Annotated in this window: 16 protein-coding genes and 1 pseudogene; 14 read left to right on the plus strand and 3 right to left on the minus strand. The window is 45.4% G+C overall.

Annotated features, from left to right (window positions below; translation table 11 throughout):
* Nucleotides 1-371 precede the first annotated feature (371 nt).
* The 6 genes from CWO08_RS22965 to CWO08_RS22990 all read left to right on the plus strand — a co-directional run bounded on the left by CWO08_RS22965 (nt 372) and on the right by CWO08_RS22990 (nt 6,663).
* Nucleotides 372-1,664 carry an extracellular solute-binding protein gene (locus CWO08_RS22965; protein ID WP_108021184.1) on the plus strand — a complete coding sequence of 431 codons (1,293 nt, stop codon included), beginning with the start codon at nt 372-374 and terminating at the stop codon, nt 1,662-1,664.
* 275 nt (nt 1,665-1,939) lie between these two features.
* Nucleotides 1,940-2,821: an ABC transporter permease subunit gene (locus CWO08_RS22970; RefSeq protein ID WP_102478945.1), complete on the plus strand. Its 882-nt coding sequence runs from the start codon at nt 1,940-1,942 to the stop codon at nt 2,819-2,821.
* Nucleotides 2,822-2,859: 38 nt separating this feature from the next.
* The gene (gene ugpE, locus CWO08_RS22975; protein ID WP_108021185.1) at nt 2,860-3,702 is read left to right on the plus strand and encodes a sn-glycerol-3-phosphate ABC transporter permease UgpE; all 843 of its coding nucleotides are present in this window, start codon (nt 2,860-2,862) and stop codon (nt 3,700-3,702) included.
* Nucleotides 3,692-4,990: a sn-glycerol-3-phosphate import ATP-binding protein UgpC gene (locus CWO08_RS22980; RefSeq protein WP_108021186.1), complete on the plus strand. Its 1,299-nt coding sequence runs from the start codon at nt 3,692-3,694 to the stop codon at nt 4,988-4,990. Before ugpE ends, CWO08_RS22980 begins: the two co-directional genes overlap by 11 nt.
* A 56-nt stretch (nt 4,991-5,046) precedes the next feature.
* Nucleotides 5,047-5,766, plus strand: a complete 720-nt coding sequence (locus CWO08_RS22985; RefSeq protein ID WP_048663262.1) for a glycerophosphodiester phosphodiesterase family protein — start codon at nt 5,047-5,049, stop codon at nt 5,764-5,766.
* A gap of 159 nt (nt 5,767-5,925) precedes the next feature.
* The gene (locus tag CWO08_RS22990; protein ID WP_108021187.1) at nt 5,926-6,663 is read left to right on the plus strand and encodes a sulfite exporter TauE/SafE family protein; all 738 of its coding nucleotides are present in this window, start codon (nt 5,926-5,928) and stop codon (nt 6,661-6,663) included.
* 92 nt (nt 6,664-6,755) lie between these two features.
* Here the strand turns inward: CWO08_RS22990 and CWO08_RS22995 are convergent, their stop codons facing one another.
* Nucleotides 6,756-7,511, minus strand: a complete 756-nt coding sequence (locus CWO08_RS22995) for a murein L,D-transpeptidase family protein (RefSeq protein WP_057623890.1) — start codon at nt 7,509-7,511, stop codon at nt 6,756-6,758.
* Nucleotides 7,512-7,513: 2 nt separating this feature from the next.
* Nucleotides 7,514-7,996, minus strand: coding sequence for a GNAT family N-acetyltransferase (locus tag CWO08_RS23000; protein WP_048661625.1), 483 nt, complete (start codon nt 7,994-7,996; stop codon nt 7,514-7,516).
* Between the two features lie 219 nt (nt 7,997-8,215).
* On the opposite strand from CWO08_RS23000, the gene CWO08_RS23005 reads away from it, so the two are divergent.
* The 3 genes from CWO08_RS23005 to grxB all read left to right on the plus strand — a co-directional run bounded on the left by CWO08_RS23005 (nt 8,216) and on the right by grxB (nt 10,465).
* Nucleotides 8,216-9,196 carry a Gfo/Idh/MocA family protein gene (locus CWO08_RS23005; protein WP_108021188.1) on the plus strand — a complete coding sequence of 327 codons (981 nt, stop codon included), beginning with the start codon at nt 8,216-8,218 and terminating at the stop codon, nt 9,194-9,196.
* A 164-nt stretch (nt 9,197-9,360) separates the two neighbouring features.
* Nucleotides 9,361-9,519: a hypothetical protein gene (locus CWO08_RS23010; RefSeq protein ID WP_004733064.1), complete on the plus strand. Its 159-nt coding sequence runs from the start codon at nt 9,361-9,363 to the stop codon at nt 9,517-9,519.
* A 313-nt stretch (nt 9,520-9,832) separates the two neighbouring features.
* The gene (gene grxB, locus CWO08_RS23020) at nt 9,833-10,465 is read left to right on the plus strand and encodes a glutaredoxin 2 (protein ID WP_107899080.1); all 633 of its coding nucleotides are present in this window, start codon (nt 9,833-9,835) and stop codon (nt 10,463-10,465) included.
* 125 nt (nt 10,466-10,590) lie between these two features.
* Here grxB and CWO08_RS23025 read toward each other — a convergent pair whose 3' ends face one another.
* Nucleotides 10,591-11,424, minus strand: coding sequence for a pyruvate, water dikinase regulatory protein (locus CWO08_RS23025; RefSeq protein ID WP_048661622.1), 834 nt, complete (start codon nt 11,422-11,424; stop codon nt 10,591-10,593).
* Between the two features lie 178 nt (nt 11,425-11,602).
* Between CWO08_RS23025 and ppsA the strand changes: the two genes are divergently transcribed.
* From ppsA to CWO08_RS23050, 5 genes and pseudogenes are all read left to right on the plus strand, one after another.
* The gene (ppsA, locus tag CWO08_RS23030; RefSeq protein ID WP_108021189.1) at nt 11,603-13,975 is read left to right on the plus strand and encodes a phosphoenolpyruvate synthase; all 2,373 of its coding nucleotides are present in this window, start codon (nt 11,603-11,605) and stop codon (nt 13,973-13,975) included.
* 197 nt (nt 13,976-14,172) lie between these two features.
* On the plus strand, nt 14,173-15,507 hold the full coding sequence (locus CWO08_RS23035) for an MATE family efflux transporter (protein WP_102478932.1): 1,335 nt from the start codon (nt 14,173-14,175) through the stop codon (nt 15,505-15,507).
* A 403-nt stretch (nt 15,508-15,910) separates the two neighbouring features.
* On the plus strand, nt 15,911-16,576 hold the full coding sequence (locus CWO08_RS23040) for a transcriptional regulator (protein ID WP_170960781.1): 666 nt from the start codon (nt 15,911-15,913) through the stop codon (nt 16,574-16,576).
* Nucleotides 16,577-16,600: 24 nt separating this feature from the next.
* Entirely contained in the window at nt 16,601-16,984 is a 384-nt protein-coding gene (locus tag CWO08_RS23045; protein ID WP_017111552.1) for a RidA family protein, read from the plus strand.
* Between the two features lie 37 nt (nt 16,985-17,021).
* A pseudogene (locus CWO08_RS23050) lies at nt 17,022-18,427 on the plus strand (cation:dicarboxylate symporter family transporter).
* The last annotated feature ends 237 nt before the right edge of the window (nt 18,428-18,664 follow it).

Here is an 18,664-nt window from a genome sequence, read left to right on the forward strand (position 1 = left end):
ATCAATATCTATAACAATATGAGGCCCCATCTCAGTCTCATGATGAAAACTCCAAATGAGGTGCATGAAAAAAGCCAACAGCTGGCGCTGTTGGCTTAGTAAAAAACTGTCAACGTATTTTAGGACGAGACAACAAATATTGAGCGAGCATTGAACAACAAACCTCTTAAAAACCGCACACAGTAAATATCAAAACTATCAATAACTTTTCTCTTAAATGAAATCGAAATGAATCTTTCATATCAGTGAAACGGTTTAGCCACGTAAGTGAAATACGTCCTGTTCAAGATAGCTTCAAACGACACCCCTACTGTCTCGTTAAAACTCTAATCCAATACCTCGATATCGATTTCATCCAAAAGGAAACGAAGATGAATAAGCTAATTTTGGCAGGCGTTCTTTCCGCGACAACGGCAATGCCAGCGTTCGCAACGACTCAAGTCACTTGGTGGCACGCAATGGGCGGCCAGCTTGGAGAAACAGTAAACAAAATTGCGACCGACTTTAATGCGTCTCAAGATGATTACGAAATCACGCCAATCTACAAGGGCTCATACACAGAGACCTTAACCGCGGGTATCGCGGCATACCGAGCAGGTGAAGCACCCAATATTCTACAAGTCTTCGATGCAGGCGCAGCAACCATCATGAACGCCAAAGGCGTCGCGAAACCGGTACAGGATATTCTGTTTGAGTCAGGCTACAACTTTAATTCAAACGACTACCTAGCTGGCGTTCGTAACTTCTATGCCGACAACCAAGGCAAGATGGTTGGTATGCCTTTCAACAGTTCGACGCCGGTTCTTTACTACAACAAAGATCTTCTCGCAGAAGTAGGAGCCGAAGCGCCTAAAACTTATGAAGAACTCGAAGTGGTTGCTAAGAAGCTAAAAGCAGAAGGTCACATCGCCTTTTCTCAATCTCTGACGCCGTGGATCATGTTCGAGAACTTTAAGTCTCGCCACAATCTGCCAGTCGCGGACCAAAACAACGGCTACGATGGCTTGTCCACTAAGATCATGTTCAACACCAAAGACATGATGATGCACGTCAGCAAAATGAAAGAGTGGTCAGATTTAGGCTACTACAAGTATTACGGCAGCGACTGGGATGCAAACCAAACACCTTTCGAGCGCCAAGAAGTGGCGATGTGGATGGGTTCTTCTGGTTCATTCGGTGGCTTACGTAACCGCGTACCTTTCGAGTTGGGCACCACCTACCTTCCCTACTGGAAATCAGTTAACCCAGATGCAGGCTTAACCTTCATTGGTGGTGCCGCTCTGTTTGCACTCAATGGCCACGATCAACAGCAAGACAAAGGTGTCGCCGCGTTCTTTGATTACTTAACTAAGCCTGAAACTCAAGTTTACTGGCACAAAACTACTGGCTACGTTCCGGTAACGACAGCGGCTTATGACTTAGCGAAAGAGTCTGGCTACTACAAAGAGCAACCAGACGCAGAAGTGGGTGTTAAGCAGCTAAGCCTAAAATCGGGTGAGTGGACTAAGGGTTATCGTTTAGGTTACTACCCTCAGATTCGTGAAGTGATGCATCGTGAATTCGATAACATCTTCGCTGACCGTTCTAGCGTCGAGAACAGCCTAGACAAAGTCGAAGATGAAAGCAGCAAGCTATTAAAACGCTTCGCTCGCACCATGAACTAGATAGGTTGATGAGCTAGCTCTGTTTATGGACTGGATCTGTTAATGAAATAGAGCGGTTCAACAGCTTAAAACTTAGCGAACCAAAGCAGTTCATTCCTCCTCACTACTTGTCCGTCACCTTGAATCAATAGAGTGATAACGAGTCGTGAGGAGGTTCTTCACTCACGCCATCTCTTGCTCCAAAAACTACAACTCAACTGGAAGCATGCCTTGTTATAGCGCGAGTGGTCACGGTAACTAACAGTGGTTCAAGCCACTCATTTGGGGACTACCCTGTGGAACGACGTCAGCAATTTTTTCACTCTCCACTGCCTTACTTATTTTTGGCGCCTCAGATACTCATCATCGCGGTTTTCTTTATCTATCCGGCGGCAAAGGCGGTGTATCTCTCCTTTATGCTGGAAGACCCTTGGGGCACATCTTCGCTCTTCGTGTGGTTTGAGAACTATCAAATGTTATTCGAATCGAGTGAGTACCTAAGCTCGATTAGCTTCACTCTGATGTTCGCGATCGTGGTGTCTTTCTTGTCGCTAGCGTTGGCGCTGCTGCTCGCCGTCAAAGCCGACAACATCATTCATGGCCAAGGGGCTTACAAAGTCACCCTCACGTGGGTATATGCCGTTGCTCCCGCGATTGCAGGCGTTATCGGTGCCTTCCTGTTTAACCCGCACATTGGTGTGTTCACAGAGATATTTGCAGTGGTGGGTTGGGATTTCAGCTTCCAGACGGATCCTGTGGATGCCACATTTGCTCTTATTTTGGTTTCGGTGTGGAAACAGGTTTCGGTAAATTTCATCTACTTTCTGGCAGGGCTTCAGTCGATCTCTTACGCAGTAAAAGAAGCGGCGATGCTGGATTGTGTCAGCGACTCGAAACGTTTCTGGACGATTACCTTCCCGCTACTCGCACCAACTGGTTTTTTCCTGCTGGTCATCAACCTTACTTACTCGTTCTTTGAAACTTTTGGCGTCATAGACACCATGACCAACGGCGGCCCTGGTGGCGGCACTACTTCGTTAGTGTACAAGGTGTATCGAGATGGGTTTGTTGGCGCAGATTTAGGCGGCAGCTCTGCACAATCTGTTGTGTTGTTACTACTGGTACTCACTCTTACATTTATCCAGTTTCGCGTTGTAGAAAAGCGTGTTCATTACTAGCCCACTACAGCTAGGTTTTAACGCGACAGGAGTTATTTATGAAAAGTAATAAGATCTCTGACCACCTAATTTTAATTGCTGGGATGCTGTTCATGTTGGTCCCTATTTGGCTAATCTTCGCCAGCTCGACGCATAACCCAAACACCATTGTCAGCGATGGCTTGCAGTGGTTACCGGGCGATAACTTTACAGCCATTTATAGCGAAGCTTGGAACAAAAGCATGGGCTTCAGTGGTGAAGTCACCGCTAGCAAAATGATCGCCAATTCGATGATCATGGGACTAGGTTTTGCGATCGGTAAGATCATCATTTCGATGATGGCCGCGTTTGCTTTGGTCTACTTCAGGCTGCCTTACGCCACGGCTTGGTTTTGGCTGATCTTCGTAACCCTGCTGTTACCACTAGAGGTTCGTATTATCCCATCTTATGAAGTGCTTGCTGGGCTTGGGCTGCTTAATAGCTACACAGGTTTAATTCTACCTCTGATCGCATCAGCCACCGCAACCTTCTTTTTTAGACAGTTCTTCAAAACCATCCCCGATGAATTATTAGAAGCTGCACAGTTGGATAACGCAGGTCCGTTTCGATTCTTTGTCGACATCTTACTGCCACTGTCTAAAACCATGATCGCCGCGATCTTCATCATCATGTTTGTGGTGGGTTGGAACCAATATTTGTGGCCAATCATGATGACCACGGACGAAGGCTACAACACCATCGTGATGGGCATCAAACAAGTACTCAACAACATCAATGAAACCAGTTTACCGCGCTACGACTATGTTTTTGCCATGGTGATTTTAGCTATGTTGCCACCCGTTTTAGTGGTGGTTGTATTTCAGCGTTGGTTTGTAAAAGGGCTAGTAGAAAGTGAAAAATAGCAACGACACAACTCAAATGACCGATAACCGCATTCAATCACTCGATGAGTACAAGACGTCTCACCCAGCTTCTCCGCAAAAATCAGAGGACACCCCGATGCCAAAGTTAAAACAAACGTTAGGGCACACCCAAGCCACTCACGATCGTACGCACAAAGCACCTACTATGTTAGGCATCAAAAACTTGGTAAAGACTTATGAGAACGGTCATCGTGCAGTGAAAGATGTCTCACTTGATATCGCAAAGGGTGAATTTCTTGTGTTGGTTGGCCCATCGGGCTGCGGCAAGTCTTCTATCCTACGTTCAATTGCGGGGCTGGAAAGCATCTCTGGCGGCGAGATTCACTTGGGTGGGCGCCGTGTTGATAACGAAAAGCCAGCTCAACGAGATATCGCAATGGTCTTTCAAAATTACGCACTCTACCCTCACATGACAGTGTACAAAAACCTCGCTTATGGTTTAAAGAACCGAGGTGTAAGCCAACACGTGATTGAAGAGAAGATTGAGAAAGTCGCCAAGACACTGAGAATCGAAGAGTACCTAGACCGCAAGCCAGCCAAGCTTTCGGGTGGTCAGCGCCAGCGTGTTGCTATGGGACGAGCGATTGTACGCGACCCTCAACTGTTCCTGTTTGATGAGCCTTTGTCTAACCTAGATGCCTCATTGCGCGCTCACATGAGATTAGAAATCAAAAAGCTGCAACGCGAGCTAGGCGTAACCAGTGTTTACGTGACTCATGACCAAGTTGAGGCTATGACACTGGCAGATAGAATTGTGGTTCTCAACAAAGGCCAAATAGAACAAGTCGGCACACCAAGAGAGGTCTACCACCAGCCTGCCAGTACCTTTGTAGCAAGCTTCATTGGTAGCCCCGCGATGAACTTCTTAACTGCCACGCTCGATGATGGCTATCTTGAAATCGGCGATCAACAAATGTATCTACCCGAATATGCGCACGTTAAGGACGCGACTATCACTCTTGGCATTCGCCCTGAACATTCTGAGGTTTGTAGCGATTTAATCATGAACGCACTGCCGCTGGAATTACGTATCAGCGTGGTTGAGCCTTTAGGGCCTAATCAGTTAGTTCATGGCTTTGTGAACGAACAACCCTTTATTGCAGTCACACCCGAAACAACTTTGTGCCAAGCTGTCCCCCTCGGTCTAAGCATTGATAAATCGAACCTGCATATTTTTGACAGTCGTGGGAAGCGTATTCAACCAAATAACTTTACTTCACAAGAGTCACGCGAAGAGGTAACAAGCTTAACGACGGCTCTCGCTTAATCGAGTACACTGATATTTAATGCGTTTTTACGGTGCGTCTTTAAGAAGGATTAATTATGTCGTCTATCATCGTAGGTCATCGGGGTGTAGCAGGTACTCACCCAGAAAATACCAAGGCAAGCATTGAACAAGCCGCTAAACTCGGTTTGAAATGGATTGAAGTAGATATTCAGCCAACTCAGGATGATCAACTTGTGGTTTGTCACGACCACACCCTTGAGCGCTGCAGCGATGGCAAAGGTCGTGTCGACGAACACACCCTTGCAGAACTGCGTCAGCTTGATTTTGGCAGTTGGAAGTCTGAGCAGTTCGCTGGTGAAAGAATATTGACGCTGGAAGAATTGCTCGCGCTTGTTGAGCAGCATGATCTCAGCGTCAACTTAGAGATTAAAGTCGACAGTCGACATCAAGCCCCTCATGTCGTTGATTTGCTACATACAGAGTTGATTCGTTCAAATCTAGACACCGACAGAGTGCTGCTTTCAAGTTTCAGCCATCAAGTGGTTTCTGAAATGGCTCGTCACCTGCCGAGATACCGCGTTGGTGTAATTACAGAGCAACTGACTCAAGCCGACTTGATGTTGATTGACGAAGTTAAAGCGTTCAGCTGCCACATGAACTACGAACACGTGATTCAGAGCGATCTCGATACACTAGGTGAAGCAAAAATCCAAACATGGTGCTACACCGTAAACGATCCGTCTCACTTCAAATTCATCTCAAAAGTAGATGCCGTATTCACTGATTTCCCGAATCAATTTACCTCTATAAATTGACCAAGCGAATACTGTAAAACAACCCCGAGAGGCTTTAAAACTAACTCTCGGGAAACCTCAAAATTAGGTAGCAAACACAAGTGAGTAGGAGTACATTCCGCTACTCACTTGGTTTCATTAGCTCGCTCTATTTAGACAGCTTCATTGGTTACTTAATTTATGGATCTCATTTTTAGTCCAACCTTCCCAATTTTGGGTGCAATCTTCATTTTCGCCGCTATTGTTCGTGGCTTCTCAGGTTTCGGTTTCACCTTAGTGGCATTGCCATTAAGTGCGTTATTCGCCCCTGTTATCGAACTGGTTCCCGTTTTCATGCTAATCGACCTATTGGGCAATATTCAATTGCTGCCTAAGGTTCGAAAACACGTCAACTGGCGCTGGGTTTCAAAGGTATTTATCCCTTGCCTAGCCTTTACGCCTGTCGGCTTACTTCTACTTAAATCCGTTAGCCAAGACACGATCATCTTGATCATCAGTGTCTTCATTTTTGCGTCTGCACTTATGATCTACAGAGGTTTCCAGTACAAAAATGAACCTAGATTTGCTCCCTATATTCTAGGCAGCCTTGCAGGGGTAATGAACGGCGCAGCATCGATGTCAGGGCCTCCGATTGGCACGCACGCATTGGCAAGCCCAGTCGCACCACACATTGCTAGAGCTGGCCTGATCGCATTCTTTGTATTGGCGGATTCCACCGCGTTTGTTTCAGCATCGATCGCAGGATTGGTCGATCGAGATATGGTGTGGCTAACTCTCGCGCTCTTACCAAGCAGCATGTTTGGCGGTTATGTGGGTTCTAAACTATTCGAGAGATTTGGTGGAGCAAAGTTTAAGCCAGTCACCATTGCACTGCTCATCGTGATTGCGATATTCAGTGCAGGTCGAGTTTTACTGTAACTGGCTTTAGCGGTTGACTTTGGAAGTTGGTTTCGCGAATTGACTGCGCTAATTGATTCCGGAAAATGATTGAGAAAATTGGGTACCAATGACTACCATTCGATATGGATAGGGGTACCCATTTTTACAAGTTGGAGAAACTCATCCATATCTTGATTAGTTAATGCGATACAGCCATCCGTCCAATCAAAGCTTTGAATAAAGCTAGGTGAACGGTGCTCTCCGTTTTTGATGCCGTGGATTTTGATGTTCCCGCCAGGATCCACATCATTTTGCTCTGCCCATTGCATGTCCGAAGGTTGCGGGTAATTAATATGTACTGAGCGATAAAAGTCCGACTCTTTCATCACATAATCGAGTTGGTATTCCCCTTCAGGCGTTCGGTTGTCTCCCTCAAAGCGTTTATGCCCTTTCGGTTGTTTGCCTAGCGCAATACGAAATTCCTGAATCACCTCTTCACCCTTGAGCAGGTACATTCTGCGTTTAGACTTATCAACTTTGACCAAGGTGACCACTTGCAGCAACGAATCTGTATCAGAAGAGGAAGCTGGTAGAGTATAAAACTGTCGAGATGAGCTTTGAGGTGGACGTATAGATGAACCTTGAGACAACTGGGCAACTTGTTCGCCAGAATTACTGCTAAGGACATCATCCACAATAATCACATGTTTGGAGTTTGAATTAGATGAAGACGTTGAGACACGTTGAGAGTGAGCTGGTGCCGACTCGAATACAATCGTCTCGATCGCCGTCGCGTCAGAGACTATTTTCTCGACTACGACCTGCTCAGCATTCGCGTTCGGAACCACAAACAGTAAACACAGTAATAAAGACCAAAACAGACGCACCCTCAAATCTCCTCAAAACGCATGGACATGGTTCGTGACTGAGTTTCCATTCCTAACGACTCATAGAAACCCTTAGCTTGCTGATTAAACTCCATCACTTCTAACCTAAGCTCGATAGCACCACTCGCTTGCGCCCATTGATTGAATGACTTCATCAGCGCTCTGCCGACGCCTTGACTCTGAACCTGATCGTTCACCACAATCGTATTCACCCTTGCCACCTTATGCGACTGAATAAAGCTAACCCCTTTATTCTGCGTTACCTTCCCAGCTAAGAAGCCAACCACCTGTTGATCGTCAACCGCAACAAAGAAAGCGCCAACCGAATCAAGCATCAATCCCAACCAATATTCTTCACTATCACCTAAACCCTGTGAGGCTGGCGCAAACACCATAGGAGCACCAAGGTGGTGTTGACGGTTTATCTGTTCAGAGAGCTCCAAGATCGAGCTAATATCAGTTACCTTGGCGGTCCGGATTTGCATATCATCACCTTGTTTGAATTCAATAACACCTTAGCAAAAATGGCTTAATTGTGCACCGTTACACTGGTCAACTCAGACGCTCTGTGAAGGCGGGTTATTAATATTAGGCTCTAAGTTTAGGTAAATTGTTCCGCAAATCTCAGGCACATTGCCAGCCTTTGAGTGCTACTATCTCTGTAGAATCAATACACTAACGACGACTAACGACTGGATACCCATATGATTAAGTTTGCTGTAATTGGAACCAATTGGATTACACAAAAGTTTGTTCAAGCTGCTCACGAATCTCAATCGATGCAACTTGCTGCGGTTTACTCTCGAAATCTAGACAGTGCGGCACAGTTCGCCCAAGAATTTGACGTTGAAGCGACGTATGACTCACTCGACGCATTGGCAAATGACAAAACGGTTGAAGCCGTGTACATCGCTTCACCGAACTCACTTCATTGCGAGCAATCTATCTTCATGATGGAACACGGTAAGCACGTTATCTGTGAAAAGCCGGTTGCATCAAACATTGATGAAGCAACACGCATGTTCGAAGTGGCTGAGAAAAACGGCGTAGTGTTGTTCGAGGCGTATAAATCTCAATTCCTACCAAACTTTAAGCAAGTCCAACTCGGCCTAGAAAAGATTGGCAAGGTACATAAAGCGCACATCAATTACTGCCAGTATTCATCACGCTACCAAAAATACCTAAACGGCGAGAACCCAAACACCTTCAACCCAGCTTTTTCTAACGGATCGTTGGTTGATATTGGCTTTTACTGCGTAGCCGCAGCAGTCGCGCTATTTGGTGAGCCGGAGAATGCACAAGCTTCTGCGAAGCTGCTTGAGTCAGGTGTCGATGCTCATGGCTGTGCGATCTTCCAGTATCCTGAGTTTGACGTAACGCTTGCTCACTCTAAAGTCAGCGACTCTTATGCTCCAAGTGAGATCCAAGGTGAATTAGGGGCGATCATCATCGATCACATTGCTGAATGCACCGACGTTAAGATCCGCTTGCGTGATGGCACGGTAGAAAACCTTACTCAAGTACAAAGCGAGAACTCCATGAGTTACGAAGCACAAGCCTTTGCTAGCTGCATTGCTGGCGACCACACGACACAAGCGCAAGCCCAACAGCGTGCTTTAACCGTTGCCAAGTTAATTACAGAGATGCGTCAGCAAATTGGTGTCGTTTATCCAGCGGATAAATAACGTCACAGCGTAAGTTAACAAGCTGATTTTTAAGACATACTGATTTATACATAACTAAATTTAATCTTTACGACAAATAACTGGATTAGTTGATTGGGGTGCCATCTGTTTAAATCCGCGTTCGATATCTATCGTATTTATTTAATTTATTGAAGGTGTGTAAAGTGTTTTCAGTTGATGATCGCGTTGTAGCAACAAAAGGTGTTGAACTAGGTGAAATGGTAGTAACTGGCCTAAGTGCTGGTGGTGGCTACGTTCACGTTACAACGGTAGAAGGCGCAATGACGCTTACTTACCCAGCACAAGATCTTAAAAAAGCATAGTTTAACCACTCTGCCCTTTTAGTAGTCACTCTGCTAAAGATAACAAAATTGAGGCTTTGGCTGACTTCACTCTTCTGCATTAGAGTGAGCAGCCAGAGCCTTTTTTATGCCTGCAATTCCTTACCAGTCTTCCCATTAGTATACTCGTCGCAGTAAAACCGAATCCAACAGACAATAGAATCAATCAAAGAGTATTTACACTAAGTACTTATTGTCTGTTGATACACACTGTCTATTAGCGCTTAGTTTTAGCAAGACTTTCTGTTACATTAGCATTAGCTTATATTTATAATAACCTGAACTGAGGGAAGCTATGAAGCTTTACATTTACGACCACTGCCCTTTCTGCGCAAGAGTCGCCTACATTGCTCAATCTCTAGGCTTGGACATCGAGCTTGTCTCTGTCGATTATGATGACGCCCAAACTCTTATCGATTTGATCGGTAAAAAGATGGTACCCGTCTTACAAAAAGACGACGGATCTATCATGGCAGAGAGCCTAGATATTATCGCGTACTTCATGGACCTAAAATCAAGCGACGAGCAGCGTGTACCATCAGAGCAAGCTGCTCTTTTCCAAAGCCGTGCTTTCCCTCTTACTCAACAGATTGGACGCCCACGTTGGTGGAACCTTGACTTGGCTGAATATCGCTCAGCTGGAGCCAAAGAAGCTTGGCGTGCAAGTAAAGAGACCGAAGATTTTAACTTTGAAGAACTCTTAGAAAAGACGCCTCAGTTCGTTCAACTGATTAACCCATTACTGAAAGATGCCGAACTCTTACTGGATATAGAGCATGGTGAGTCATCACAGCCTCTTATCGATCAAGCGGTGTACTTCTCTATGTTGCGCGGTTTCTGCGTAGAGCCAAGCATCACATGGCCACCAGCGCTAGAACGTTGGTTAGAGAAGCAAAGTGAACCGCTGAAGCTCTCTTTACTTCGATAAAAACGGTCTCTGCTTCGCTAGCGCGATTGCAACGAGCACAAACAAAAAATCGAAGCTCTCAGGTATCAACCCTGCTAGCTTCGATTTTCTTTTATCTGGCCATTCTATTTCTCTAAGGCTTTGTCTTACAGCAGACGCCTTCTCAAACCGGTTCGCTCTAAGATTCGGGTCGAGATCTCTTCTACCGATAATGAAGACGTGTTGATATAAGGTATCGCTTCTCGGCGGAACATCGCTTCTACCGTTTGTAGCTCATACAAACACTGCGAATCACTCGCGTATTCACTGCCCGCTAAACGGTTCTCACGAATCTCAGTCAGCCTTTCTGCGTCAATCGTTAAACCAAACAACTTGTGTCGGTATATCTCAAACTCAGGCAGCAGCTTCAAACGCGCTAAATCGTCATGGATGAATGGATAGTTCGCTACGCGTAGACCAAACTGCATTGCCATATACAAACTTGTTGGCGTCTTGCCACTTCGAGATACCCCCAGCAAGATGATGTCGGCTTCTTCCAGCCCTTTGAGCGTGATGCCATCATCGTGTGCGAGTGTGTATTCAATCGCAGCAATACGGTCGAAGTACTTCACCGAATCTTTGTTCACACTGCGTGAACGTTGCAGTTTAGGCACAGGTGCCATCTGAATATCATCCTGAACCTTCTGAACGATACTTTCCAACACGTCATAACAGTGCGCTGGCGCTTCAAGCAGCTTAGCCTTGATATCTGGAATCACGATTGAAAAGAACACCAATGGTTCGACTCCATTATCGCGATACGAAATCTCGATCTCTTTTAATAAATCAGAAAGTTTGTCCTCACTTTCCACAAACGGAAAGGTTTTTTCATTGGCTTTGAAGGGGAATTGACCTAGAACAACATGCCCTAAAGTCTCACATGTTATGGCCGTTCCATCAGAAACATAGAATACATCACGACTTTGAATATCAATTTGCATTTTTTATTTAATGTTTAAAATTATTTTGAGTAGGATGGGAACCATAATATATATAACAAAACCCTGCTGACTATTACGTCCCCCACAGCTTTAAAAAATAATTTACATTTTTTTAAACTGATACGTAATCGTTTGCCTTTAAATCCCTACAATGCTTGCTATGTTTCTGGAGAAATAAATGCAAAATAATACCCTATGGTTCAATGGCCTATCCATGGAAGATGTCGACAAAGTCGGCGGTAAGAACGCCTCACTGGGCGAGATGGTTTCTAACCTGTCCAATGCTGGTGTTTCTGTACCTAATGGTTTTGCTACCACTTCGTATGCGTTTAACGACTTTCTTGACTACAAAGGTCTTGATGAGCGCATCCACCAACTACTTGATGAACTTGATGTTGAAGACGTTGACGCACTGCGTAAGACAGGTGCAACGATTCGACAATGGGTCCTAGACGCACCCTTCCCAGAATCACTAGAGCAAGACATCCGTGATAACTACCGCGAGCTAATCGAAGACAACGAAGAATTGTCTGTAGCGGTTCGTTCATCTGCAACTGCAGAAGACCTTCCGGACGCTTCTTTCGCAGGCCAACAAGAGACCTTCCTTAACGTGAAAGGTATCGACGCTGTACTGGAAGCAACCAAGCACGTTTACGCTTCTCTGTTTAACGACCGCGCGATCTCTTACCGTGTACACCAAGGCTTTGACCACCGTGGCATTTCATTGTCTGCAGGTATTCAACGCATGGTTCGCTCAGACAAAGCCTCTTCAGGTGTGATGTTCACCCTTGATACAGAGTCTGGCTTCGACCAAGTGGTATTCATCACCTCTTCTTGGGGCTTGGGTGAAATGGTTGTACAGGGCGCTGTGAACCCAGATGAGTTCTACGTTCACAAGCCAATGCTAGAAGCGGGTCACTACCCAATCGTTAAGAAGACGTTTGGTTCTAAACTGATCAAGATGATCTACTCAACCAATCAAGAGATTGGCAAGCAAGTTGATATCATCGACACCGATACGCAAGAGCGTAATGAGTTCTCACTGAGCGATGAAGAGATCAAAGAACTAGCAAAACAAGCGATGATCATCGAGAAGCACTACCAACGTCCGATGGACATTGAGTGGGCGAAAGATGGTATCGACGGCAAGCTATATATTGTTCAAGCCCGCCCAGAAACCGTATGTTCTCAAAGCGACCAAAACGTTATCGAGCGTTACGAGCTAAACAACAAGGCCGATGTGCTAGTTGAAGGCCGTGCTATCGGTCAACGTATCGGTTCAGGCCCAGTTCGTTTGGTTGACTCTCTAGACCAAATGTCACTGGTTCAAGAAGGCGATGTACTGGTAACAGACATGACAGACCCAGATTGGGAACCTGTTATGAAGAAAGCGTCTGCGATTGTCACTAACCGTGGCGGCCGTACTTGTCACGCTGCAATCATCGCTCGTGAGCTTGGTATCCCAGCGATTGTTGGTTGTGGTACAGCAACAAGCAGCCTAAACGATGGCGATACCGTGACAGTGTCATGTTCAGAAGGCGAAACAGGCTACGTTTACAACGGCGAACTCGACTTTGAAATCAAACGTTCTGAGGTTGATGAGCTACCAATGCTGCCAACCAAAGTAATGATGAACGTGGGTAACCCAGATCGTGCCTTCGATTTCGCGCAAATTCCAAACGAAGGTGTTGGCCTTGCTCGTCTAGAATTCATCATCAACAAGATGATCGGTATTCACCCAAAAGCCCTATTGAACTTCGATGCACAAACTGACGAGCTAAAAGCAGAAATCAGCGAACGTATTCGCGGCTACAAAGATCCTATCGATTTCTACGTAAGCAAGCTAACGGAAGGCATCGCGACTATCGCTTCTGCATTCTGGCCTAAGCGTGTGATCGTACGTATGTCTGACTTCAAGTCGAACGAATACAGCAACCTTGTAGGCGGCAAAACGTTTGAACCACATGAAGAGAACCCAATGTTGGGCTTCCGTGGCGCATCTCGTTATATCTCGCCAGTATTCGAAGACTGTTTCGAGCTAGAAACTCAAGCGATCAAGCGTGTTCGTAACGAGATGGGTCTTAAGAACGTTGAAATTATGATTCCATTCGTTCGCACTCCAAGCGAAGCGGCATCGGTTATCGACATTCTGGCTAAGTTTGACCTACGCCGTGGCGACCAAGGTCTGAAAGTTATCATGATGTGTGAACTACCATCGAATGCAATTTTGGCTGAAGAGTTCTTGAAGTACTTCGATGGCTTCTCTATTGGTTCGAACGACATGACACAGCTGACGCTTGGCCTAGACCGAGATTCAGGTGACGTGGCACACCTCTTCGACGAGCGTAACCCTGCAGTGAAAGCGATGCTGAAAATGGCGATCGATGCAGCAACCAAAGCAGGTAAATACGTGGGTATTTGTGGCCAAGGCCCATCTGACCATGACGACCTAGCGGAATGGTTAATGGAACAAGGCATTAGCTCTGTTTCGTTGAACCCTGACACGGTTATCGATACATGGTTGAAACTGGGTAACGTAGCAAATAAATAAGTAACGCTTCTCGTGATACCTAAACGACAAAAGCCAGTCACGACGACTGGCTTTTTATTCTCCGAAAGCGAACAAAAATAATCTACCTATCACAACAAACATTGGTATCGAGCTGACCTTACGTTATGCTTTACGCAATTCTTCATTGAGATAATTGTCACCACGACAAACCTACCTTCAAGACCAATAAGACAGATATGAATTCGACTACCGCAACTCCCTCGCCTTCTCTTGGCCGACAACTCTATACAATGACATGGCCAATGTTGTTTGGGGTACTTTCCCTAATGAGCTTCCAGCTTGTAGATAGCGCCTTTATAGGTCAGCTAGGCGTACTGCCGCTCGCGGTTCAAGGCTTCACACTGCCAATACAGATGATCATCATAGGTATTCAGGTTGGGTTAGGCATCGCAACCACAGCAGTCATTGCAAGAGCCATTGGTGCCAATGAATTACGTTACGCGAAACAACTGGGCGGGCTAGTGATTGCAATGGGTAGCGTGAGTGTTGCGCTTTTTTCCGTCATCATTTATCTGCTTCGTGGACCCATCTTACAACTACTCGATGCGCCACCGACGGTTTTACCGATCATTGATTCTTACTGGATCTATTGGCTAGTCAGCTCTTGGACAGGTGCGCTGCTCTATTTTTACTACAGTGTGTGTCGAGCTAATGGTAATACCATGCTGCCCGGTTCAATGATGATCGCAACCAGTATCATCAACTTGATATTGGATCCAATCTTCATCTTTACTCTCGACATGGGCATCAATGGTGCAGCTATCGCGACCATCTTAGCTTTTGGTGCGGGCATCTTTATCGTGGCTCCCAAAGTGACCAAGAAACATTGGATGACGTTCGATTGGCACGATCTTGATATCGGCAAGAGTGTTCGATCAATTGGCAACATCATGGGGCCAGCGATGATCAGCCAACTACTGCCGCCAGTCTCTTCTATGTTAGCGACTAAGCTACTTGCTGGTTATGGCACCGCAGCCGTCGCAGCTTGGGCGTTGGGTTCTCGTTTTGAATTCTTCTCTATTGTGGCTGTGCTAGCACTGACGATGTCGATGCCACCTATGATTGGCCGCATGTTAGGGGAAAAGAACCTTGGGAACATACGTAGTCTTGTGAAGATTGCCGTTACCTTCGTGTTAGGTTTCCAATTGGTGATCGCACTGGTGACCTGGTTGTTCTCTGGCGGGTTGGCGAATCTCATGACTAGTGACAACGAAGTCTCAACGATTTTAAACTACCACCTACTGATCGTGCCTATTAGCTTAGGGCCTTTGGGTACCTGTATGCTTATGGTTTCTATCTCGAACGCTTTGGGCAAGTCTTACACCGCCTTGACGATATCTGCATTGCGTCTGTTCGCTTTCTTCTTACCTTGCTTGTGGGTTGGTTCGCAGCTCGCTGGCATTGAAGGCCTATTCTGGGGAGCTATGGTAGGTAATATACTTGCAGGCACCTGTGCATGGTTTATGTACCAGCGAGCTCTTGGGCAAGTCAAGGATAAGCTGGCCAAATAGGCAATTCACGAACTCATCAGTCAGCCATTTCCAACTAAACAAGCAGCTAATTTTAAGGCTGCTTTTTTGTACCTGAAACTTCAGTATATCTTCCATCCATTTAATGAATTTCACATCCCTTTAATTTCGAGAGTTTTTATAACTTGCCCTAGATCATTAAAACCTTCAAAAACGCAACCTTTGGTTTTAAATATGTAAACCTTGATGGGGTTTAAGAAATTAAACCACATCGAAGATGGTTTAGTGATCCTGTTCAAATTTCACTCTTAATTTTGGTTAAATTTCCGCTATTTGTTGGCGTTTTATACGCTTTTATCGGTTTACAGAAGTTTACTGCATCTTGCCTAAATACCACCAAAGGAGTAGATTTCAGTCATTGAGTTCAAAAATGTAAACCGAAATCATGAATGTAAAACAAGTTCGATTCACCGATGAAGACAGAGAATGTTTAAGCAATTACTTCCGCTTGGCGGACACGATTGCCGACTTGATTGGTCCCTACTGTGAGGTAGTTATTCACTCATTTGAAAGCTTAGAAAACTCTGTCGTGAAGATCGTCAATGGTCATCATACTGGTCGTGAAATCGGTTCACCTATTACCGATTTAGGTTTACGTATGTGGAGCACATTCGAAAAAACTGGCGAAGTTTCACCGAAGAGCTATTTCACCAACGCCGCTGATGGTTCCCTACTAAAATCGACCACCTGTGTACTAGCTGGTCCACAACAAAAGCCGATCGGTATGCTGTGTATCAACATGAACTTATCTTTCCCATTCCCAGAAATCGTCAAAACGCTCATGCCACAGTGCAATGTCCCTCAAACCATTGTCAGCGAGACATTCAGCAACAATGCGAACGACGTCATTCAACAAGCATTGAGCTCAGCCATTAACGAGGTTGACCAAGATGAGTCGGTTTCTTCCAAAGGTCGCAACAAAGCCATCATTCGTTGTTTGTTTGATAACGGAGTATTTGAGCTAAAAGAGACGACAACACAAGTATCAGAGCAACTTGGGATCAGCCGACAGGCGGTTTACAAGTTTATCCGTGAATTTAAATCAGAATAAAACCAATAATTTAGGAGTTACATCGTGAAACAGATCATTGCCACTGAACAAGCACCTGCAGCTATCGGCCCTTACTCACAAGGTACGTCTTACGGCGACATGGTTTATACATCAGGTCAATTACCTCTCGTTCCAGAAACGATGCAGTTTGTTGAGGGCGGCATCAAAGAACAAGCTCGTCAGTCTCTAGAAAACTTAAAAGCGGTATTAGAAGCAAGTAATGCGGGACTGGACACCGTGCTGAAGACAACCTGCTTCCTGTCTGACATGGAAAACTTCGTTGCCTTTAACGAAGTGTACACAGAAGTGTTTGGTACAGAGAACGCACCTGCTCGCTCTTGTGTTGAAGCAGCACGACTACCAAAAGACGCACTGGTTGAAGTTGAAGCCATCGCATACAAAAAATAACCGATTTAGGTATTAATGGGTATCATAGGAGATTCTCATGAGCGTTTCATTTATCGCATTAAGCGTACTGTTCTTTGGGTTCTACGCACTGCTGTCGAACTTCAAAAAGCAAAAGAAAAGTTTTAACTTCCGCGTACTGAGTGCGCTTGCTGCTGGCTTACTGTTCGGTGGTGCAATTCAACTTGTTTTCGGTGTCGGTAACGTTGCAACATCGGCTTTGCTGAACTAATTTCAGTGTTCGGTAAAGGCTACATCAAACTTCTACAAATGATCGTTATCCCACTTGTATTCGTGGCGATGATCTCTTCGATCATGAACGTTGAAGGCGGTGGTGCGCTATCTCGTATCGCACCAAAGATCATCGGTATTCTACTTTTCACTTGTGCAATCTCAGCAGCCGTTGGTATCGCAAGTATTTACCTATTTGGTATCGATGCGAACGCGCTAGTAAGCACTATCGGCACAAACAGTGCGATTGAAGCTCGCGGTGATTCGCTGGTAGCAACACAAGATGCAATGGCAAGCAGTGGTCTGTCTGGTATGGCTCTGTCTATCATTCCAACCAACATCTTTGACATGCTAACGGGTTCTCAACGTACTTCAACATTATCAACTGTATTGTTCGGTATGTTCCTTGGTTACTGTATCCTTCAAGTGAAGAACCGTAAGCCAGAGAAAGTGCAAAACTTCGTTGATTTCATCAACTCTGCAAAAGAAGTGGTTCTTTCAATGGTTCGTGAAATCCTGAAGCTAACGCCTTACGGTGTATTTGCTCTGATGACCACGTTCATGATGACCAACGACCTGTTCGCACTCGCTGAAATGGGCCGCTTCCTTCTAGCGAGCTACGTAGCAATCGGCGTAATGTTCGGCATCCACTTCGTGATGGTATCTATGTTCGGCCTTTCTCCAGCGAAGTTCATGAAGAAAATCTGGCCTGTATTAGTATTTGGCTTCGGTTCTCGTTCGAGCATGGCGGCTATCCCACTAAACGTTGAAACACAAACTCAACGCCTAGGTGTAGACGAAGAAACAGCAAACATGTCAGCGACTTTCGGTACCAGTATCGGTCAAAACGGCTGTGCGGGCATCTACCCAGCAATGCTCGCTATCATGGCGGCACAAGTAATGGGCATGCCTGTAGACTTAAGCTTCATCCTACAACTGATTGCTGTTATCGCGATTGCTTCATTCGGTATCGCGGGTGTTGGTGGCGGTGCAACGTTCGCTGCAGTAGCAGTACTGACCATCATGGGTCTAGACATCACAGTAGTAGCGATTCTCGTGTCTATCGAAGCGCTAATTGACATGGCTCGTACTGCGCTAAACATCTCTGGCTCTATGTTGTCTGGTGTTCTAACAGCGAAGAAGAATGGTTCACTGGATACTGAACAATACGACGCTGACGTTACAGCGACAGTATCAAAAGAAGCAGCAGTATAATTCTCAAACTTAATTAAGAGCACTCCACTTGAGTAATGCCGATCAGTTAAGAAATTTGTGAGATCATTTGACCGATCCTCAAAAGGCTTCAAAATCCGATATTAGGAAACTAATATCGGATTTTTTTATGTCTTTAGAAAGCCAACTTGCCAATACTTTTCGGTCATGTAATACCTTCCACCACTTTGATAAATACTCTGACATCCTTAGTCCAGAGCTTATCCAACAAGGCTTTGA

The sequence above is a fragment of the Vibrio sp. 10N.286.48.B8 genome (genome assembly GCF_003050085.1).
GTDB classification, from domain to species: Bacteria; Pseudomonadota; Gammaproteobacteria; order Enterobacterales; family Vibrionaceae; genus Vibrio; species Vibrio crassostreae.